This is a genomic window from Actinosynnema sp. CA-299493, from assembly GCF_050946825.1.
Taxonomy (GTDB): domain Bacteria; phylum Actinomycetota; class Actinomycetes; order Mycobacteriales; family Pseudonocardiaceae; genus Actinosynnema.
Window position 1 is genome coordinate 7991446 of record NZ_CP191993.1, and the last position, 19035, is coordinate 8010480.

Below are 19035 nucleotides of genomic sequence, written 5' to 3' on the forward strand. Positions count from 1 at the left end.
ACCGTATGTTGACGATCGACGAACCAGGTTGATTTCAGGCAACTTTCCAACGAACACTCTTGCGCAAGCGTGCAGTGTGGAATAGACCACAGGGCGTGAGGGTGATCGGGCTCATTTCGGGCACCTCGATGGACGCCATCGACGTGGCCGTCGCCGACCTGTCCCTGGACGGCCGCACGGTCGTGCTGACCCCGGTCGAGCACGCCGAGCACCCCTTCCCGGAGGACCTGCGCAGGCCGCCGACCAGCGCCGCCGACCTGTGCGTGCTCGACACCCGGCTCGGCCAGGCGTTCGCCGAGGTCGCCGCCCGGTACCAGGGCGACCTCGTGTCGTCGCTGGGCCAGACCGCGCACCACTGGGTCGAGGACGGCCGCTGCCTGGGCACGCTCCAGCTCGGCCAGCCCGCGTGGATAGCCGAAGCCACCGGCCTGCCGGTGGTGGCCGACCTGCGGGTCCGCGACGTCGCCGCGGGCGGTCACGGCGCGCCGCTGGCGAGCACCTTGGACGCGCTGTGGCTGGCCGACTTCGGCCGACCGGCCACCGCGCTGAACATCGGCGGCATCGCCAACGTCACCAGGGTTTCGCCCGAAGGTGTGATCGCCTACGACACCGGACCGGGCAACGCGCTCATGGACGCCGCGATGACCGTGCTGTCCGGCGGCTTGCGCAACCAGGACACCGACGGCGAGTTCGCCGGCCGCGGCCACGTCCACGCCGAACTGCTCGACCGCCTGCTGGCCGACCCGCACTACGCCCTCCCCGCGCCCAAGTCGACGGGCAAGGAGCACTTCGACCGGTCCTACCTCGACCGCGTCACCGAGGGCCTCACCATGCCCGCCGAGGACCTGCTGGCCACGTTGACCGAGCTCACCGCGCGCACGATCGCCGCCGAGTGCGAGGGCACGGTCATCGGCTCCGGCGGCGGGATGCGCAACCCCGTGCTGGTCGAGTCGCTGGGACGGCGCGTGGACCTGCGCACGAGCGACGAACTGGGACTGCCCGCCGCGGCCAAGGAGGCCTACCTCGCCGCCTTGCTCGGCTTCCTGACCTGGCACGGCCTGCCCGCGAACGTGCCGTCCGCCACCGGCGCCGCCGGCCCGCGCCCGCTGGGGTCGATCACCCCCGGCCGCTACCCGCTGCGCCTGCCCGAGCCCGTGATCACCGCCGTGTCGGGGTTGACGATCCGCCGCCGCGAGCGGCCGTCGAGCCCGCAGGTCCAGGAAGATGGAGGAGACCGTGCGCGCAGTTGATGTCGGCATCATCGTGCTGTTCCTGGTGGGCATGCCGCTGCTGGGCGTGTGGATCGCCGGGCGCCAGCGCTCCGCCACCGACTACTTCGTCAGCGAGCGCCGCATCTCGTGGTGGGTCGTGTGCGTGTCGGTGGTGTCGGCGGAGACGTCCACGCTGACCGTGCTGAGCGTGCCGACGGTCGCCTACCTGGGCACGATGACGTTCCTGTCGCTGGCCGTCGGCTACCTGATCGGCCGGATCGTGGTGTCGTTCGTGCTGCTGCCCAAGTACATCGCCGGCGAGCTGATCACCGCGTACGGCTTCCTGGGCAAGCGGTTCGGGCGCAACATCCAGAGCACGGCGTCGCTGACGTTCCTCGTCACCCGGCTGCTGGCGGACGGCCTGCGGCTGTTCGCCACCGCCATCCCGATCAAGGTCGTGCTCGTCGCGTACGGCGTGGACGTGTCGTACTGGGTGATCGTGGCGGCGCTCGGCGTCGCGATGGTCGTCTACAGCTTCCTCGGCGGCGTGCGGGCCGTGGTGTGGGTCGACGCGATCCAGATGCTCTGGTACGTCGTCGGCGCGTTCGCGGTGATCCTGGTGCTGAACGGCAAGCTGCCCGACGGGTGGTTCGCCAGTGCCGCCGACGCGGGCAAGTTCCAGGTCCTCGACTTCGACGCCAGCGCGTTCACCTCGCCGTACGCGATCGTCGTCGCGTTCATCGGCGGCGCGGTGCTGTCCATGGCCTCGCACGGCGCCGACCAGCTCATCGTGCAGCGGCTGATGGCCACCAAGGACGTTCGCTCGGCGCAGAAGGCGCTGATCGCCAGCGGTGTCGTGGTGTTCCTCCAGTTCGCGCTGTTCCTGTTCATCGGCGTGATGCTGTGGGCGTTCTACAAGGCGGCCAACCCGGTCAAGGACCTCGGGCTCAACAACAACGACGAGCTGTTCGCCAACTTCATCGTCAACGACATGCCGTCGGGGCTGTCCGGGTTCGTGATCGCGGGCATCCTGGCGGCGGCGCTGTCGTCGTCGTTGGGCGCGCTGGCCTCCTCGACCGTGACGGACATCGTGCAGCGCGTGGTGCGGCGGCCGATGAGCGAGGCCGAGGTGTTCAAGCAGGGTCGGATCTGGACGGTGGTCTGGGCCGGCCTGCTGATCGTGTGCGCCGGTCTGTTCGCCACGCTGACGCGGCGCGGCAACCCGATCGTGGAGCAGGGTCTGTCGATCGCCGGGTTCACCTACGGCGCGCTGCTCGGCGCGTTCCTGCTCGGCCTGGTGTTCCGCAAGGCCAAGGAGCTCGACGCGATCGTGGCGTTCGTGGTCACGGTGGTCGTGATGGCGTTCGTGATCCTGGGCGTGAAGTTCGTCGGGCCCGAGGCGAAGCTGGTGATCGACTTCTCGCCGGCGGCGCCCGCGCAGAAGATCGTGTCGCTGGCCTACCCCTGGTACACGGTGCTCGGCGTGCTGGTGACGCTGGTCGCGGGTGGTCTGATGTCGTTGCGGCACAAGGGCTACCAGCCGCCGGGCGTCCAGGACGACGTGCTGTCGGCCAAGACGTCGTAGCGGGCTCGGGTAGCGGCAGTTCCGGGTAGCGGGAGTTTCGGGCGGCGCGGTTCAGGCGGCGGCGGTGGCGCGATAGGCGACGAGTTCGAGGTGGAGGCGGAAGCCGAGGCGGTCGAAGAGCCGCTGGGAGGAGCGGTTGCCGGCCAGTATCGCGGCGGCGGCCTGCGGCCGTGCCCCGGACTTCTCGGCCAGCTTCCAGACCAGCTCGGTGACCAGCGCCGCGCCGACGCCCTGCCCGCGCACGTCCGGTTCCACGGCCACGAAGTCCAGGTAGAACTCGCTCGGCTCGGCCTTGCCCGAGGCGTACCCGAGGACTCGGTCGCCGTCCATGGCCACCACCACGGTGTGCCGCCGGGCCGGGTCCACGAGCTTGCGGCCGGTCAGGTAGGTCTTGGGGAAGCACCGCTCGTGCAGCACGGCCACCGCCTCGTGCACGGCCGGGTCGGTCGGCAGGACCCGCATCTCGCGGGCCGGTCCGGTGCGCGGGCAGCTCGCCTCGCGCAGCAGCAGGCCTCGCAGGCCGTCGCCGTCGAGGACGTGTATCCCGCACGCCCGGGCGGCGGCGAAGCGGTGCCGTTCGGCGAACGCGGCCAGCCGCCGGTGCCCGGTGTGGCCGAGCAGCTCGCGGTCCGCGACGCCGTCGAGCAGCGGCAGTGCCGCCGCGTAGAGCGCGTCGGCGGTCTGGTCCCAGATCCGGCTGCCCGCCGGGTGGTTGACCGGCACGTCGACGAACGGTCCGTGCAGGTAGGCGCGGTGGGACTCGGGGTCGACCTCGACGCTGAGCGCGCCGACCACCCACCCCGAGTCGTCGGTGGCGACCACGGTGCACGCGGCCCAGCCCGGCTCGAACTCGGCCAGCTCCGCCGAGATGTCGCCGAGCGTCTCGCCGAGGTAGCCGATGTGGTGCGCGTCGTCGGCCTGCAACCGCAGGACGAGCGAGAGGACGGCGTCCAGGTCGTCCTGGGCGGCGGGACGGATGTCGTACATGTCTGGAATGGTCACCCGCGAGGTCGCCGAACGCGAGGGAGTTTTCGGTGGTGGGACGCCCGGACGTGACGGAGGTCGCGGAAGCTCACCGAATGGCGCCGGCACCGCGTCCCCTCGGCTCCTAGCGTCGGGGTCATGACGGACGACGTCCTCGACATACCCTTCGCCGACGCCTTCGCCTTCGACCCCTCCCCCACGTGGGCGAGGCTGCGCGACGAGTCGCCCGCGGTCCGGGTCCGCACGCTCGCGGGCGCCGAGGTGTGGCTGGTGACCCGCTACGACGACGTGAAGCTGGTGCTGGCCGACCCGCGGTTCTCCCGGGCCGGCGTGGTCGCGGCGGGCGCGCCCCGGGTCGGCGTGTCCCGGCCGCTGCCCGGCACCCTGCCGACCACCGACCCGCCCGAGCACACCCGGCTGCGCAAGCTCGTGTCCGGCGCGTTCTCGCACCGGACGATCTCGCGGACCCGGCCGTGGGTGCGCGAGCTGTGCGAACGGCTCGCCGACGACGTGGTGGACGGCGCCGACCTGCGGCGGGTGTACGCGCTGCCGTTGCCGATCCAGGTCATCTGCACGCTGCTCGGCGTGCCGTACGCCGACCGGGAGCGGTTCCGCGAGTGGACCGAGCTCGCGTACAGCCTGGAGATGGCCGACCAGCCGCGGGTCGAGGCGGCGATGGCGAGCCTGCTGGGCTACATGGGCGACCTGGTCGCGGCGAAGCGGCGGGAGCCGCGGTCCGACGACCTGCTCGACGAGCTGTGCGCGACGCCGCTGGCGCACGACGAGCTGACCGCGTTCGCGTTGAACCTGCTGGTCGCGGGGCACGAGACGTCGGCCAACCAGATCACCGGCTTCGTCGCCACCCTGCTGCGCGAGCCGGCGCGGTGGGCACGGCTGGTGGCCGACCCGGACCTGGTGCCGAGCGCGGTCGAGGAGCTGATGAGGTTCACCCGGCTCAGCGAGGTCGGGCAGCTGCGGGTCGCGCTGGAGGACGTGCGGGTCGCCGGCGTGGTCGTGCGGGCGGGCGAGGGCGTGATGGCGTCCATCGGCTCGGCCAACCGCGACCCGCGCGCGTTCGCCGAGCCGGACTCGCTGGACCTCGCGCGCACCCCCAACCAGCACTTGGCGCTCGGGGCCGGCCCGCACTTCTGCCTCGGCGCGCAGTTGGCGCGCATCGAGCTCCAAGAGGCGCTGCTGGTGCTGTTGCGCCGGTTCCCGGGCCTGCGGGCGGCCCGGCCGGTCGAGGAGCTGGCGTGGCGGAGGGTCCTGGTCAGCGGTCTGGCCGAGTTGCCGGTCAGCCTCGGATGACCGACATCTATTGCCGCGCGTTTCGCGTTGGGGAACCCTGGGAGGGTGAGCGAGGAAACGATCCAACTCGAACTCAACGACAGCGGGGTGGCGGTAGACCTACCGATGCCTGCCAACCAGCGGGACACCGTGCAGGAGGTCCCCTACAGGCCGGTCGAGTTCCGCGACGACGACCTGCCCAGCGCGTTGGAGCGCGCGGCCTCCTGGCTGCGGCAGACACAGGACTGGCTCGGTGAAGCGGTCGACGTGATCGCGGTCCACCTGGACTACGACGACACCAAGGGTTCGCCGTACTACGCCCTCAAGCTGCTGTGCAATGAGGAGGACCTGGCCGGCGTTCCACGCGTGGTGCGTGAACACGATCGCACTACTGACGAGTAACGTAAGCTGGGGTTCATGCCAGATCGCGTGTACCCGCCGGTGATCGCCGCGGCCAAACTGATGTTCCGCGTGCTCGACATGCGGATCACCGTGGAGGGCGCGGAGCACGTGCCGACCACCGGCGGGGCCGTGCTGGCCTCGAACCACGTCTCCTACCTCGACTTCATCTTCGCCGGCTACGGCGCGCACCCGGCGCGCAGGCTGGTCCGGTTCATGGCCAAGCACGAGGTGTTCAAGCACCGCGTGTCCGGCCCGCTCATGCGTGGGATGCACCACATCCCGGTGGACCGGACCGCCGGTCAGGCGTCCTACCAGCAGGCGTTGGACGCGCTGCGCTCCGGTGAGATCGTCGGGATCTTCCCCGAGGCGACGATCAGCCGGTCGTTCACGGTCAAGGACGTGAAGAGCGGCGCGGTGCGGCTGGCGGCCGAGGCCGGCGTGCCGTTGCTGCCCACCGCGGTGTGGGGCACGCAGCGCCTGTGGACGAAGGGCAGGCCGAAGTCGCTGACCCAGCGGCACGTGCCGATCACGATCATCGTGGGCGAGCCGGTGGAGCCGACCACGGACGCCGCGCTGCGCGAGCGGATTCAGGACCTGGTGGACGACGCCCAGGCCCGTTACCCGGAGTCGGGCGAGGGCCAGTGGTGGCAACCGGCCCACCTCGGCGGCACCGCGCCCACCCCGGAAGAGGCCAAGCGCCTCGACGACCGCTGACCGGGTCCTAGGCCGGCGGGATCGACCGCGACCCGGGTCCCGGAACCTCCGGGACCGGGTCGGCCGCGACCCCGGGAGCCGCTTCCGCCCCGGGAACGGCGGGTGCGGCCTCGGCGGCCGGGACGACTGCGGTCACCGCGACGGCCTCGGCTTCCGGAGTGGTCGCGGGAGCGGGAGCGGCGTCGGCTGCCTGCTTGGGCGCGGGCTTGGCGCGCTTCGGCTTGTCCTCGCCGCGCAGGCGCTGCGAGATCACCTGGCTGATGCCGTCACCGCGCATCGAGACGCCGTACAGCGCGTCGGCGATCTCCATCGTCGGCTTCTGGTGCGTGATGATCAGCAGCTGCGAGTGCTCGCGCAGCTGCTCGAACAGGCTGATCAACCGGTGCAGGTTGGTGTCGTCCAGGGCCGCCTCGACCTCGTCCATCACGTAGAACGGCGACGGCCGCGCCCGGAAGATGGCGACCAGCATCGCCACCGCCGCCAGCGACTTCTCGCCACCCGACAGCAGCGACAGCCGCTTGACCTTCTTGCCCGGCGGACGGGCCTCCAGCTCGATGCCGGTGGTCAGCATGTCGTCCGGCTCGGTCAGCACCAGCCGTCCCTCGCCACCGGGGAACAGCACCTTGAACACGACCTCGAACTCGCGCGCGACGTCCACGTAGGCCGACGTGAAGACCTCCAGGATCTTGTCGTCGACCTCCTTCACCACGGTCAGCAGGTCGCGCCGCGTCGCCTTGATGTCCTCCAGCTGGTTGGACAGGAACTTGTACCGCTCCTCCAGCGCCGCGAACTCCTCCAGCGCCAACGGGTTGACCTTGCCCAGCAGCGACAGGTCCCGCTCGGCGCGCTTGGCCCGCCGCGCCTGCGTGTCCCGGTCGTACGGGATCGGCTGCGGCGCGGTCACCGCCTCGCCGCGCTCCTTCGCCACCTCGTACTCGGCCATCTCCTGCTGCGACGGCGGGATGAACACGTCCGGGCCGTACTCGGCGACCAGGTCCTCCAGGCCGATGCCGAACTCCTCGGCGACCTTCGTCTCCAGCTGCTCGATGCGCATCCGCTGCTCGGCCCGCAGCACCTCGTCGCGGTGCACGGCGTCGGTCAGCTTCTCCAGCTCCACCGACATCTCGCGGACGAGGTTGCGCACCTGCGCCAGGTACGTCTCGCGCCGCGTCCTGCGCTCCTGCGCCGCGTCGCGCTCACCGGCCGCACGGGCCAACGACGCGGCGATCCGCTCCAGCGCGACCTCACCGCCGCGCACCACCGCCTTCGCCACGACCGCGCCCCGGGCCCGGGCGGCGTGGGCGCGCTGGGCGCGTTCCCGTGCCTCGCGCTCGGCGCGCGCGGCCCGGCGCAGCCCTTCCGCCTTGCCCTGCAACGCGCGAGCGCGTTCCTCGGCGGTCCGCAACGACAGCCGGGCGTCGACCTCGCCCTGACGCGCGGCGGCCAGCTCGGCGGCCAGCTCGTCGCGGTGGGAGGTGTCCGGCTCGTCGTCCAGCGGCTGCTCCTCCGCCACCAGCAGGCGTTCTTCCAGCTCGCCGAGCTTGAGCAGGTTCTCCTCGCGGGCCGCCTCGACCTTCGCCCGCTGCGTCCGCACGCGCTCCACCTCGGCCTCGGCCGAGCGCACCGCCGCGGCCAGCCGGTTCAGCCGCTCCGTCGACCGGGCGCGCCGCACCTTGGCCTCGTTGAGCTGCTCCTTCACCGCGGCGACCTCGGCCCGCCGTGCCTGCTGCTCGGCCCGTGCGCCTTCGAGGGCGGCCGTGGACTGCTCCAGCGCGCGCTCCGCCAGCGCCAGCTTCTCCGACGCCTCGTCCACCGCGGCCTGGACCTCGATGACGCTCTGGCTGCGACCGGAACCGCCGACCGCCCAGTCCGCGCCGAGCACGTCGCCGTCGCGGGTCACCGCGCGCACCGACGGGTGCGCGTCCACCAACCCGCGCGCCGCGGCCAGCGAGTCCACCACCACGACCTTGTCCAACGCGCGGTGCAGCGCGGGCCGCAGCGGCTCCGGCGCCTGCACCACGTCCACCGCCCACCGCGCCTCCGGCGGCAACGACGGCCAGCCGGACCGGTCGACGCTCACCGGCGCGCCGCCCACCAGCACCCCGGCCCGACCGGTGTCCTGCTCCTTCAACAGCTCCAACGCCGCCACCGCGTCCGCGCCGGAGGCCACCGCGACCGCGTCCGCGATCGGGCCCAACGCCGCCGCCAGCGCGACCTCCGCGCCCGGTTCCACGGTCAGCAGCGCCGCGACCGACCCGAGCAACCCCGGCAGCCGCGACGCCAGCAACGCGCCCGCGCCGTCCTTGCGGGTCAGGCCCAACGACAGCGCGTCGACCCGCGCCTTCCACGACGCGATGTCCCGCTCGGCCGTCCGCTCGGCCTTGACCAGCTCCTCGACCCGGCGGCGCGCGGCGTCGTCCGACTCCGCGGCCAACCGGTGCCGCTCGTCGAGCCCGACGTCGTCCTCGTCCTCGGTCCCGGTCACCTCGCGGGCCTCGGCCAGCTCCTGCTGCACGACCTCCGACCGCTCGACCGCCTCGGCCAGCGCGACGGACATCCGCTCGATCTCCTCGGCGGTCGCGCTCGTCTTCGACCGCAACGCCTCCACCTGCCCGGACAGCCGGGCCAGTCCCTCGCGCCGGTCCGCGATGGCCCGCACCGCGGCCAGGTGCGCCTTCTCCGCCGCGGACACCACGCGCTCCAGCTCGGCCCGCGTCTCCACGGCCTCCGCCAAGCCCACCCGGGCCTCGGTCACGCCGTCCTGGAGCTCCTGCTCCAGCTCCGCGGTCTGCTCGGCCTCGGCCTCCAGCTCGTCCGGGTCACGCCCGCCGCGCGGCGCGTCCACCGCCGCCGACAGGTGCCGCTCCCGCTCCACGGCCAGCCGCACCGTGCCGCGCAGCCGTTCCTCCAACGCCGACAGCCGGTACCAGGTGTCCTGGGCCTGCTGGAGCTTCGGCGCGTCGGCCGCGACCTGGTCCTCCAGCTCGTTCTGCTGGAGCTGGGCCTGTTGCAGCGACTTCTCGACCTCGGCGCGGCGGGCCCGGGCGACGGCCTCGTCCTGCTCCTCGCGGGCCAGCGCCTCGCGCTGCGTCACCAGGTCGTCGGCCAGCAGGCGCATCCGGGCGTCGCGCAGCTCCGACTGCACGGTCTGCGCGCGGCGCGCGATCTCGGCCTGCTTGCCCAGCGGCTTGAGCTGGCGGCGCAGCTCGGCGGTGAGGTCGGTGAGGCGGGTCAGGTTCGCCTGCATCGCCTCCAGCTTCCGCAGCGCCTTCTCCTTGCGCTTGCGGTGCTTCAGGACGCCCGCGGCCTCCTCGACGAACGCGCGCCGCTCCTCGGGCTTGGACTCCAGGATCGCGGCGAGCTGGCCCTGGCCGACGATCACGTGCATCTCGCGGCCGATGCCGGAGTCGCTGAGCAGTTCCTGGATGTCCATCAACCGGCACGAGCTGCCGTTGATCTCGTACTCGGTGGCGCCCTCGCGGAACATCCGGCGGGTGATCGACACCTCGACGTAGTCGATCGGCAGCGCGCCGTCGGAGTTGTCGATGGTCAGCGTCACCTCGGCGCGGCCGAGCGGCGCGCGGCCGGACGTGCCGGCGAAGATGACGTCCTCCATCTTGCCGCCGCGCAGGTCCTTCGCGCCCTGCGTGCCCATGACCCAGCGCAGCGCGTCGAGCACGTTCGACTTGCCGGACCCGTTCGGTCCGACGACGCAGGTGATGCCGGGCTCGAAGCGCAGCGTGGTAGCCGAGGCGAAGGACTTGAAGCCCTTCAGCGTCAGGCTCTTGAGGTGCACGCGGGGCAGCGTACCCGTGCGGTCGTGACACCAGCCGCAGGCACGCTGACCAGCGCGATCACGGCCGGACCGAGACCAGGACCGTCATGTCGACCACCAGGTCCAGCCGTTCGATCTCCCCGACCGGGAACGACGTGGCGCCGGGGATGCGCTCGTCGGGCGCGTGGTCGGCGCCCCACCAGCCGCCGACCTCGGTCCGCCCGTCCCGGTCGTGGACGATCACCTTGCACCGCACGCCCTTCGGCACGTTCTCGACGCTCATCCGCAGCTCGGTGCCCCACGACCTGCCGACGAGCTCGGCGCTGGCCGCCACGCCGGACGTGGCGTCGGCGGCGTGCCACGTCACGGCGTCGTCACCGACCAGGCGCGGCACGACCGCCACGCCCAGCGCCACGAGCACGACCAGCACACCCGCGCCGACCAGCACCGGCCACCGCCGCCGGCGTGCCCGCACGGGCGCCGGCCCCGGTTCCGGTTCCGCCAGGGGCGGCAGCGGCCGCAGGTCGGGATCGGGCGCGGGGTCGTCGAACGGCAGCTCCAGGTCCGACAGCCGCACCTGGCCGAGCAACCCGGGCAGCGGAGCCAGCCGCACCATCTCGCGCCGGCAGTCGGCGCAACCGCGCACGTGCCGCTCGAACGTCGACCGCTCCGCCGGGTCGAGGGAGCCGAGCAGGTAGGCGCCGAGCGCCACGGTCCGGGCGCAGCTCATGACTCCGTGACCCCCCGCTCCTCCAACGCGTCGCGCAACGCGCGCAGGGCGTAGAAGCAGCGCGACTTGACCGTGCCGGGCGGGATGCCGAGCACCGCCGCCGCCTCCGCCACCGAACGCCGCCGGTAGTACAGCTCGACCACCACGTCGCGGTGGTCCGCGCTGAGCCCGCGCAGCACCTCGGCGACCTGCCAGCTCTGCAGGACGTGCTCCACCTCGTCCGCGACCGGGGGCAGGTCACCCGGTTCGATCGGCACCTCGCAGTGCCGGCCGCCGCGCTTGCGGAAGCCGGAGATGACCAGGTTCCTGGCCACGGTGTAGAGCCACGGACCCGCGTCGGCGGGGGTCAGCGCGTCGACGTGCCGCCACGCCCGCAACAACGTCTCCTGGACGACGTCCTCCGCCTGCTGGTGGTCACCGCCGACCAGGCGCAGGACGTAGCCGTGCAGCGGGCCGCGCCAACGGCCGTACAGCTGCCTGACGACATCTTCGCCACGGTCCACATCGAGGTACTACGCCACCGGGCCCCTCCGCGTTCAACGCTCGACGAAACCCGTGAGGCCACCGCGGGCCTCCGACCAGCGCTCCACGATCGAGTCCACCCGACCGGGGGTAGCGCCGGAACGCAACGCAGTCAGCAGATCCTGGCACGCGGATTCCGGCCCTTCCGCGTTCACCTCGACCCGGCCGTCACGCAGGTTGGACGCCGATCCGACAAGTCCCAGCTCAAGCGCCCTGGCGCGAGTCCACCAGCGGAAACCGACGCCCTGCACGTGGCCCCGCACCCAGGCGGTCAGGCGCACGGTCTGCTCTACTCCAGCCACAAGAGCCATCCTGTCATTTCACCCGTTAGTGGTACGGTGCGCGACCGTGACAGCACGGCGTGGTAACCGATCCGTGATCGGCGGACTCGTCGGCCTGCTCCTCGGCGCGGCCGGTGCGACCGGCGTCGCCGTCGCCAACCCGGAACAGCTCGCCCCGTTCGTCGGGGAAAGCGCAGCACAGCGCAGCCGTTCCGACAACATCGGCGCCGGCGGGGTCGGGGGCGTGGGCGAGCCCGACCGGGGCCGTGAGCCGGTGGTCCTGCCGACCACCACCGAAGCGCCGCCGGCCACGAGCACCACCACCGGGACGACGACCACCACCACCGAGCCCACCACGACGACGGAGACGACGACCACGACGTCCGAACCGTCCCCCGAGCCCACGACGACGACCGCGCCCGCCGACGTGCCGCAGGCGCAGCAGGTCGTCGCCCTGGTGAACGAGGCGCGCGACCTCGCCGGCTGCGGGCCGTTGCAGGTGGACGACCGGGTGGTCCGGGCCGCGCAGGGCCACAGCACCGACATGGCCCAGCGCGACTACTTCTCGCACACCACCCCCGAGGGCGTCGACTTCGCCCAGCGCATGCGCACGGCGGGCTACCCGAGCCCCGGCGGGGAGAACATCGCCATGGGCCAGCGGTCCCCCGAGCAGGTCATGAAGGCCTGGATGAACTCCGACGGGCACCGCCGCAACATCCTGAACTGCGGGTTCACCACCATCGGCGTGGGTCTGGACACCCGCGGCTGGTACTGGACCCAGAACTTCGGCTGGTAGAGAAGACGTCCGACAGACCTTGGGAGAACCGTTGTACGAGACCCCGGAGCCCGAGCGCACCCGCCCGCGCGTGTCGCCCCACGTGCTGCTGGCGGCGTCCGGTGTCGCCGTGTCGACGATCTTCGCCACCATCGCGGCCCTGGCGGGCTCGACCCCGGACGCCTCGCCCGGCAGCCAGCTGCCGCGCGAGGACGTCGTGTCCCGCAGCACCCTGAGCACGTCCCCGCGCACGTCCTCGTCGTCGGCCACGATCAGCCTCACCACCACCGCGGAGTCGACCACCACGACGACCGAGGCCACCCCGACGACGACCACGTCGCGCCGCACCCGCGTGACCACGGTGACCCGGCCGGACGGCACCACCACGACCACGGTGGTGGACGACCCCCAGCCCCAGCCGACGACCACCACCCCGCCGCCGGTGGTCACGACGACCGACCCCACGACCACGACGACCACGCCGCCGACGACCACCACGGTCCCGACGACCACCACGACGGTCAGCAGCGCGGGATAGCAACGAGATCACCCGCTGCCGGTGACGGTCCGCCACACCATCGTGTGGTGGACCGCCGGAACGTTGAGGCAGGCGGCGCGAGCGGCCGATAACCCGAACACTGACCATCCGTCCGGATCCCCCGCAGGGAGATGGTGTGTTCGAGGAAGACCAGACCGCGCCGCCGAAGAAGAAGCTCACCTCGGTGGTGCTGCTCGCCGCGGGCGGCGCCGTCGTCGCCACCGTGATCGCCACCCTCGCGTCGGTGCTGACCGGCGGCGGGTCCACGGCCGCGCCACCACCGGTGCCGCGGGTCGGGGTGCTGACGACGCAGGACGCGCCGGACGCCGCCGCGCCGGACGCGAGGACGGCCACCCTGGTGGTCACGGTGTCCAAGCGGGTGGGCGAGCAGCCGCCGGGCAAGGGCAAGGCGGGCGGCTCGACGCCGGCGGACGCGCAGGCGCCGGCCGACCCGGGGTCGGAGTCGAGCGCGGCGACGCCGGCCGAGCCCGTGCTCACCACCCAGCCGCCGAGCAACCCGCCGGCGACCTACCACCCGCCGGCGCCGTCGTCCTCCACGTCGACCACCGCCACCACGCCGACGACGGAGGCAGACGGCGCGCCGTAGCTACCAGACGTCGCCGTCACGCCAGTCGCACACGAGATCGCCCGTCAGGTCGAGCGGCACGACCGGCAGGACGAAGATCCCGTCGTCCTCCTCACCGGTGCGCTCGACCCCGGTCGGCGTCATCGCGAACGTCCGTCCCCGCCAGCGCCGCCACCCCCGCGCCGCGTAGAACTCCAGGGCGCCCTCCGACGCGCTGAGGGCGCCGAGGGGGTACGCGCCGCGCACGACGTCCTCCAGGGCCGCCATCACGGCACCGCCCACGCCCCGGCGACGTCGGTCCGCGCGCACCGCGACACCTTCCACGTACCCGGTCCGCACCGCGCGCCCCTCGTGCAGCAACCGACGCTGCACGAGGGCGCCGTGGCCGATCAGCTCGTCGCCGTCCCAGGCGAGGGCGTGCACCCCGCCCAGGCCGTGCTCCCAGTCGTCGTCGCCGAACTCGCCGTCGAACGCCTCGTCGAGCAGCCCGCGGGCGGCGGTGAGCGTCGACGCGGGCACTTGCCAGGTGTGGAGCACGGAAACGGGTGACACGTCTCACACCCTAAGCCGTCACACCGAGCGCTCCCGTCTCGCTCCACTGACAGCGAAAGGAGCCCGAAGTGGCAGAGCACATCGTGGTCGTCGGCGCGGGTTACGCGGGTCTGGCGGCGGCCAAGCTGGCAGCCCGGTGGACCGACTCGAGGGTCACCCTGGTCAACGCGCGGGACCGGTTCGTCGAGCGGGTCCGGCTGCACCAGTTCGCGACGGGGCAGCGGCTGCGCGACGTCCCGCTCGCCGACGTCCTCAAGGGCACCGGCGTGGAGCTGGTGGTCGACCGGGTCACCGCCATCGACCCCGACACGCGCGAGGTCCGGCTCGCCGGCGGCGCGCTGACCTACGACCGGTTGATCTACGCCCTGGGCAGCCACGCGGACCTGGGCAGCGTCCCGGGCGCGGCCGAGCACGCGCACGCGGTCTCGACCCGGGAAGACGCCGAGGAGCTGGCCGCGGCGCTCAGGACCGCGCGCGCGGTCGCCGTCATGGGTGGCGGGCTGACCGGCATCGAGGCCGCCGCCGAGCTGGCCGAGTCGCGCCCGGACCTGGACGTGCTGCTGGTCACCGCGGGCGGTCTCGGCGAGGCCCTGTCGGACAAGGGCAGGCGGCACCTGGTCAAGGTGTTCGCCCGGCTCGGCGTCGAGGTCCGCGACCACGCGCACGTCACCGAGGTCCGCGCCGACGGCCTGGTGCTCGACACCGGTGAGCCGGTCGCCGCCGACACGGTCGTCTGGACGGCCGGTTTCGCCGTGCCCGACCTGGCGGCACGGGCCGGGTTCGCGGTGGACGGCCACGGCCGGATGCTGGTCGACCACACGTTGACCTCGACCTCGCACCCGGACGTCCAGGGCATCGGCGACGCCGCCGCGATGAAGCGGCACGACGGCCTCGAACTGCGCATGGCGTGCGCGACCGGCCTGCCCACGGCGCAGAAGGCCGTGCGGGCGCTGGCGAAGCGGCTGCGCGGTGACGAGCCGGCCGACCGGCTCGACTTCCGCTACGTCAACCAGTGCATCAGCCTCGGTCGCCGGGACGGCCTGATCCAGTTCGTGAACGCCGACGACAGCCCGAAGGAACGCGTCCTCACCGGCCGGGTGGCGGCGCGCTACAAGGAACTCGTGGTGCGCGTCGCCCTGATGTTCCAGCGCCACCCCACGATGCCGGCGGGCTGAGCCGTCACCGGGTCGCGAGACCGGCGTCCACCAGCGCCAGCACCGTGCCCGCGAGGGCCTCGGACCGCTCGACGGGCAGCTGACCGGCGAGCAGCAGCGAGCACAGGCCGTGCAGGACGCAGGCCATCAGGACGGTCACGTCCGCCACGTCGTGCGCGGCCAGCTCGCCGGACCGCTGCGCCGCCGCGATGGCGGACGACAGCAGGGCGTGCACGCGCTGCTCGGACGCGGACAGCTCCACGTGCACGTCCCGGCGCGGCACCTCGCCGCCGAACATGAGCCGGTACAGCGACGGGTTGGCCACGGCGAACCCGACGTAGGCCCGGCCGATCCCGCGCAGCCGGTCGAGCGGACCGCCCGACACCGCCTCGGCCGACGCGCGCAGCTCGTCGAAGCCCTGCGCCATCACGGCCGCCACCAGGGCGGCCTTGTCCGCGAAGTGCCGGTAGGCCGCGGTGTGCGAGACACCGGCCGACGCCGCGGCGCGGCGCAGGGTCAGCCCCTCGGCGTCCTCGGCGACCACGAGCGAGCGGGCCGCCGTGACCAGGGCGGCCCGCAGGTCCCCGTGGTGGTAGGGCCGCCGGGGCGATGTCGCCACTGGGTGAACTCCCTCTCCGGACGCGCGCTAGAGCTCGAACCGGTAGCCCATGCCGGGCTCCGTCACCAGGTGCCGGGGGTGCGCGGGCTCGGGCTCCAGCTTGCGTCGCAACTGGGCCAGGTAGACGCGCAGGTAGTGGGTCTCCTTCGCGTACGCCGGCCCCCACACCTCCTGCAACAGCTGCTTCTGCGCCACCAGCCGGCCCCGGTTGCGGGCCAGGATCTCCAGCAGGCCCCACTCCGTGGGCGTCAGGTGCACCTCGACGCCCGCCCGGCGCACCTTCTTCGCCACCAGGTCGACCGTGAACGAGGCGGTCTCGACGACCGCGTCCTCGCCCTCCACCACCGCCGACCGGCGCACCGCCGCGCGCAGCCTGGCCAGCAGCTCGTCCATCCCGAACGGCTTGGTCACGTAGTCGTCGGCGCCCGCGTCCAGCGCTTCCACCTTGTCGGCGGAGTCGACCCGCGCGGACAGCACGATGATCGGCACCGTCGTCCAGCCGCGCAGGCCCGCGATGACCTCGGTGCCGTCCACGTCCGGCAGGCCGAGGTCGAGCACCACCACGTCCGGCCTGCCCTCGGCCGCCGCCTTGAGCGCCGTCGTGCCGTCGTGCGCGGTCAGGACCGAGTAGCCGCGGGCCGACAGGTTGATCCGCAACGCCCGCACGATCTGCGGCTCGTCATCGACCACCAGCACCTTCGTCACGCTGAGACACTACGCCCGGGTCACGCCCGCCGATCGCGCCCGACTACGTTCGGCGAACTTCCTGACGAACCCTTGATGGTGGCCCGTTCACCCTTTATGGCGTTTTGACGGTTCCTTCTCCGCATCGGTGCGGAAAGGGTGAGTACATCCGGGTGCGAATGAAACCGTTCCCTGGACAGCAGTACTGCGAAAGTGCGAATGTCCTGTCCGAATTCGGACACTTGCTCACTCACGGTGAGCCATGAGGAGGTCTGATGACCACCAGTGTGACCAATCAGGACGCGTTACAACTCGTGGTCGCCGTACACCGGTTGGTCCGCAGCCTGCGCCAGTCCGCGTCCGTCCGGCGCCTGCAGCCCACCCAGCTGCTGGTGCTCGCGGAACTCGCGTCGCAGGGTCCGATGCGGATCGGCGAGATCGCAGTGCGCGCGCTGTGCTCGCAACCGACGGCGACCACGGTGGTGACGGGTCTGGAAGCCGGCGGCCTGGTGCGCCGCGAATCCGATCCGGCCGACGGGCGGGCCACCATCGTCGAGCTGACCGGCCTCGGGCGGGACACCATCCTGTCCCTCGCGCACGGCGAGGCGGAACTGCTGTCCGAGCGGATCTCCCGGCTGGAACCGGAGGAGCGCGACGCGCTCAGGTCGGTCACGCCGCTGCTGCGCAGGCTCGCCGACCCGGCGCGGTGAGCCCCCCGGTCATCCCCTCGGCGGGGGTTGGCAGCGCGGGCACGAGTAGGATGAGCGGTTCATGAACGGCTCGCGCCTGATCGCCGTCCCGCAGCGCCGGCACGGCTCGTCCTCCCGCCCGTACGCGGCCAAGGACCGGTCGAAGTAGCCGGACTGGCCGTTCACGTTGACGTAGAGCGCGTCGAACGACGTGCCGCCCTCGCCCAGCGCCTCGTGCATCACCTGTGTGGCGTGCGCCAGCAGCTCGGCGGCCTTGGCCCTGGTCAGCTTGTCCGCGGGCCGCGACCCGTGCAGCCGGGTCCGCCACAGCGCCTCGTCGGCGTAGATGTTCCCCACGCCCGAGACGAGCGTCTGGTCGAGCAGGGCGCGCTTGACCCCGGTCCGCCGCTTCCGCAACGCCGCGACCGCCGCGTCCGGGTCGAAGGCCGGGTCCATCGGATCGCGCGCGATGTGCGCCACCGGCCGCGGCAGCCGGGCGCCGTCGACCTCGACGATGTCGGCCAACGCCAGTCCGCCGAACGTGCGCTGGTCCACGAAGCGCAGTTCCGGCCCGCCGTCGGCGAACCGGACCCGCACCCGCAGGTGCTTCTCGTCCGGCGCGTCGACGGGCTGGACCAGCATCTGGCCGCTCATGCCGAGGTGCGCGAGCATGGCGTCGCCGCCCGACAGGTCGACCCACAGGTACTTGCCGCGACGACGCGCGGCCTCCAGTCGCTGACCGGTCAGGCGCACGGCGAAATCCGCCGCACCGGGCAGGTGTCGGCGGATCGCGCGTGGGTGGAGGACTTCCACCGCTTCGACGGTCCTCCCCGCGACGTGCTCGTGCAGGCCTCGGCGGACGACTTCGACCTCGGGCAGCTCGGGCACGGGCGGACGGTCAGTCCTCGGACTCGCGCTCGGCGGCGGCGGCCTCGGCCTGCTCCAGCTCTTCGAGCATCTGGTAGGCGGCGGCCTGCGGCTTGGTCGGCTTGAGCATCCAGCCGCCCGCCTGGGCGGTGTCGCGCACGAGGACCAGGCCCTGGATGCCGCCGTTGCGGCTGGCGTTCAGCGGGCGGGACGGACGCGCGAGGCGCGCGCGCCGGTTCGTCCGGACGTTCGTGGCATACATTTCGGCGTCAGTCTTCCTGAGTAGGTGAAGCCTGGGGTGAAGCCTGCGTGGCCGAGCCGGGCGCGTGGCCGTTCCCGGACGCGCCGGTCTCCTCGGCGCGAACCCGTTCGTGCAACACGCGGTAGGCGGCCTCGGCCGCCTTCTGCTCGGCTTCCTTCTTCGTGCTCCCGTCCCCGGTCCCGTAGGCCCGACCACCGACGTGCACCGTCGCGGTGAACTCCTTGCGGTGGTCCGGACCCTGGTCGTCCACCCGGTACTCGGGGACGCCAAGACCGGCGGACGCGGTCAGCTCTTGAAGACTCGTCTTCCAGTCCAGTCCAGCACCTCGCAGCGGCGCTTCCGCCAACAACGGGTCGAACAGGTGGTGAACGAGTTGACGCGCGGTTTCGATGCCGAACTGCAAGTACACCGCGCCGATGACGGCTTCCAGGCCGTCCGCGAGGATGCTCGCCTTGTCCCTGCCGCCGGTCAGCTCCTCGCCGCGACCGAGCAGCAGGTGCCCGCCCAACCCGTCGTCGCCGAGACCCCGCGCCACGCCCGCGAGGGCGTGCATGTTCACCACGCTCGCGCGGAGCTTGGCGAGCTGCCCCTCGGGCAGGTCGGGGTGCGTGCGGTACAGGTGGTCGGTGACGACGAGGCCGAGCACCGCGTCGCCGAGGAACTCCAGCCGCTCGTTCGGCGGCAGACCACCGTTCTCGTACGCGTACGAGCGGTGTGTGAGCGCGAGCGTCAGCAGCTCGGCGTCCAACGGGACGCCGAGCGCTTCGATCAACGGGGCGCGGTCGGCGGACCGACCGCGCGACGACCTACCCCCCACG

The 19035-nt window shown here is 72.6% G+C and carries 21 protein-coding genes; 10 read left to right on the forward strand and 11 right to left on the reverse strand.

Annotated elements, in window-relative coordinates; translation table 11 throughout:
* Positions 1 to 95: 95 nt before the first annotated feature.
* Together ACQPYE_RS34005 and ACQPYE_RS34010 are read left to right on the forward strand one after the other, a co-directional pair.
* Complete coding sequence (locus ACQPYE_RS34005; RefSeq protein WP_498717190.1) at positions 96 to 1250, forward strand: anhydro-N-acetylmuramic acid kinase; 1155 nt, start codon at positions 96 to 98, stop codon at positions 1248 to 1250.
* A complete protein-coding gene (locus ACQPYE_RS34010) occupies positions 1237 to 2796 on the forward strand; it encodes a sodium:solute symporter (RefSeq protein WP_498717191.1) in 1560 nt (519 codons plus the stop codon). The genes ACQPYE_RS34005 and ACQPYE_RS34010 overlap by 14 nt, the downstream gene beginning before the upstream one ends.
* Before the next feature lie 51 nt (positions 2797 to 2847).
* Here the strand turns inward: ACQPYE_RS34010 and ACQPYE_RS34015 are convergent, their stop codons facing one another.
* A complete protein-coding gene (locus ACQPYE_RS34015) occupies positions 2848 to 3783 on the reverse strand; it encodes a GNAT family N-acetyltransferase (protein WP_498717192.1) in 936 nt (311 codons plus the stop codon).
* Between the two features lie 135 nt (positions 3784 to 3918).
* On the opposite strand from ACQPYE_RS34015, the gene ACQPYE_RS34020 reads away from it, so the two are divergent.
* From ACQPYE_RS34020 to ACQPYE_RS34030, 3 genes are read left to right on the forward strand one after another with little or no spacing between them, the layout of a single operon-like run.
* Positions 3919 to 5088: a cytochrome P450 gene (locus tag ACQPYE_RS34020; protein ID WP_498717193.1), complete on the forward strand. Its 1170-nt coding sequence runs from the start codon at positions 3919 to 3921 to the stop codon at positions 5086 to 5088.
* A gap of 45 nt (positions 5089 to 5133) precedes the next feature.
* Entirely contained in the window at positions 5134 to 5469 is a 336-nt protein-coding gene (locus ACQPYE_RS34025; RefSeq protein ID WP_053720469.1) for a hypothetical protein, read from the forward strand.
* Positions 5470 to 5484: 15 nt separating this feature from the next.
* Positions 5485 to 6183 (forward strand): lysophospholipid acyltransferase family protein, encoded by a 699-nt coding sequence (locus ACQPYE_RS34030; RefSeq protein WP_498717194.1) that lies wholly within the window; start codon positions 5485 to 5487, stop codon positions 6181 to 6183.
* A gap of 7 nt (positions 6184 to 6190) precedes the next feature.
* On the opposite strand, the gene smc is transcribed toward ACQPYE_RS34030, so the two are convergent.
* The 4 genes from smc to ACQPYE_RS34050 are packed head-to-tail and all read right to left on the reverse strand — an operon-like array spanning position 6191 to position 11521.
* Positions 6191 to 9979 carry a chromosome segregation protein SMC gene (smc, locus tag ACQPYE_RS34035; protein WP_498717195.1) on the reverse strand — a complete coding sequence of 1263 codons (3789 nt, stop codon included), beginning with the start codon at positions 9977 to 9979 and terminating at the stop codon, positions 6191 to 6193.
* Positions 9980 to 10037: 58 nt separating this feature from the next.
* Complete coding sequence (locus tag ACQPYE_RS34040) at positions 10038 to 10688, reverse strand: anti-sigma factor family protein (protein WP_498717196.1); 651 nt, start codon at positions 10686 to 10688, stop codon at positions 10038 to 10040.
* Complete coding sequence (locus ACQPYE_RS34045) at positions 10685 to 11191, reverse strand: sigma-70 family RNA polymerase sigma factor (protein ID WP_498717197.1); 507 nt, start codon at positions 11189 to 11191, stop codon at positions 10685 to 10687. The genes ACQPYE_RS34040 and ACQPYE_RS34045 overlap by 4 nt, the downstream gene beginning before the upstream one ends.
* A gap of 33 nt (positions 11192 to 11224) precedes the next feature.
* Complete coding sequence (locus ACQPYE_RS34050; RefSeq protein ID WP_498717198.1) at positions 11225 to 11521, reverse strand: acylphosphatase; 297 nt, start codon at positions 11519 to 11521, stop codon at positions 11225 to 11227.
* A 64-nt stretch (positions 11522 to 11585) separates the two neighbouring features.
* Here ACQPYE_RS34050 and ACQPYE_RS34055 point away from each other — a divergent pair, with 64 nt between their 5' ends.
* From ACQPYE_RS34055 to ACQPYE_RS34065, 3 genes are all read left to right on the forward strand, one after another.
* Entirely contained in the window at positions 11586 to 12287 is a 702-nt protein-coding gene (locus tag ACQPYE_RS34055; protein WP_498717199.1) for a CAP domain-containing protein, read from the forward strand.
* Positions 12288 to 12318: 31 nt separating this feature from the next.
* Entirely contained in the window at positions 12319 to 12804 is a 486-nt protein-coding gene (locus ACQPYE_RS34060) for a hypothetical protein (RefSeq protein WP_498717200.1), read from the forward strand.
* A 136-nt stretch (positions 12805 to 12940) separates the two neighbouring features.
* On the forward strand, positions 12941 to 13411 hold the full coding sequence (locus tag ACQPYE_RS34065; protein WP_498717201.1) for a hypothetical protein: 471 nt from the start codon (positions 12941 to 12943) through the stop codon (positions 13409 to 13411).
* On the opposite strand, the gene ACQPYE_RS34070 is transcribed toward ACQPYE_RS34065, so the two are convergent.
* Positions 13412 to 13942 carry a GNAT family N-acetyltransferase gene (locus tag ACQPYE_RS34070; protein ID WP_498717202.1) on the reverse strand — a complete coding sequence of 177 codons (531 nt, stop codon included), beginning with the start codon at positions 13940 to 13942 and terminating at the stop codon, positions 13412 to 13414.
* 68 nt (positions 13943 to 14010) lie between these two features.
* Between ACQPYE_RS34070 and ACQPYE_RS34075 the strand changes: the two genes are divergently transcribed.
* A complete protein-coding gene (locus ACQPYE_RS34075; RefSeq protein WP_498717203.1) occupies positions 14011 to 15117 on the forward strand; it encodes an NAD(P)/FAD-dependent oxidoreductase in 1107 nt (368 codons plus the stop codon).
* Between the two features lie 4 nt (positions 15118 to 15121).
* Here the strand turns inward: ACQPYE_RS34075 and ACQPYE_RS34080 are convergent, their stop codons facing one another.
* Both ACQPYE_RS34080 and ACQPYE_RS34085 read right to left on the reverse strand, forming a co-directional pair.
* Positions 15122 to 15715 (reverse strand): TetR/AcrR family transcriptional regulator, encoded by a 594-nt coding sequence (locus ACQPYE_RS34080; protein WP_498717204.1) that lies wholly within the window; start codon positions 15713 to 15715, stop codon positions 15122 to 15124.
* A 27-nt stretch (positions 15716 to 15742) separates the two neighbouring features.
* Positions 15743 to 16420 (reverse strand): response regulator, encoded by a 678-nt coding sequence (locus ACQPYE_RS34085; RefSeq protein WP_498717205.1) that lies wholly within the window; start codon positions 16418 to 16420, stop codon positions 15743 to 15745.
* A gap of 254 nt (positions 16421 to 16674) precedes the next feature.
* Between ACQPYE_RS34085 and ACQPYE_RS34090 the strand changes: the two genes are divergently transcribed.
* Complete coding sequence (locus ACQPYE_RS34090) at positions 16675 to 17109, forward strand: MarR family winged helix-turn-helix transcriptional regulator (protein ID WP_498717206.1); 435 nt, start codon at positions 16675 to 16677, stop codon at positions 17107 to 17109.
* A 9-nt stretch (positions 17110 to 17118) separates the two neighbouring features.
* Here the strand turns inward: ACQPYE_RS34090 and mutM are convergent, their stop codons facing one another.
* Genes mutM through rnc form a run of 3 tightly spaced genes read right to left on the reverse strand, consistent with a single transcriptional unit; the run spans position 17119 to position 19034 of the window.
* Entirely contained in the window at positions 17119 to 17976 is an 858-nt protein-coding gene (gene mutM / locus ACQPYE_RS34095) for a bifunctional DNA-formamidopyrimidine glycosylase/DNA-(apurinic or apyrimidinic site) lyase (RefSeq protein ID WP_498717207.1), read from the reverse strand.
* Positions 17977 to 17986: 10 nt separating this feature from the next.
* Positions 17987 to 18217: a hypothetical protein gene (locus tag ACQPYE_RS34100; protein WP_498717208.1), complete on the reverse strand. Its 231-nt coding sequence runs from the start codon at positions 18215 to 18217 to the stop codon at positions 17987 to 17989.
* Between the two features lie 7 nt (positions 18218 to 18224).
* The gene (rnc, locus tag ACQPYE_RS34105) at positions 18225 to 19034 is read right to left on the reverse strand and encodes a ribonuclease III (protein WP_498717209.1); all 810 of its coding nucleotides are present in this window, start codon (positions 19032 to 19034) and stop codon (positions 18225 to 18227) included.
* Between the last annotated feature and the right edge of the window lies 1 nt (position 19035).

What these genes read in the sequence shown, in the direction of transcription:
- ACQPYE_RS34015 (WP_498717192.1), bottom strand. Translation starts at nt 3,783, where the DNA reads ATGTACGACATCCGTCCCGCCGCCCAGGACGACCTGGACGCCGTCCTC.
- ACQPYE_RS34020 (WP_498717193.1), top strand. Translation starts at nt 3,919, where the DNA reads ATGACGGACGACGTCCTCGACATACCCTTCGCCGACGCCTTCGCCTTC.
- ACQPYE_RS34030 (WP_498717194.1), top strand. Translation starts at nt 5,485, where the DNA reads ATGCCAGATCGCGTGTACCCGCCGGTGATCGCCGCGGCCAAACTGATG.
- ACQPYE_RS34040 (WP_498717196.1), bottom strand. Translation starts at nt 10,688, where the DNA reads ATGAGCTGCGCCCGGACCGTGGCGCTCGGCGCCTACCTGCTCGGCTCC.
- ACQPYE_RS34050 (WP_498717198.1), bottom strand. Translation starts at nt 11,521, where the DNA reads ATGGCTCTTGTGGCTGGAGTAGAGCAGACCGTGCGCCTGACCGCCTGG.
- ACQPYE_RS34090 (WP_498717206.1), top strand. Translation starts at nt 16,675, where the DNA reads ATGACCACCAGTGTGACCAATCAGGACGCGTTACAACTCGTGGTCGCC.
- ACQPYE_RS34100 (WP_498717208.1), bottom strand. Translation starts at nt 18,217, where the DNA reads ATGTATGCCACGAACGTCCGGACGAACCGGCGCGCGCGCCTCGCGCGT.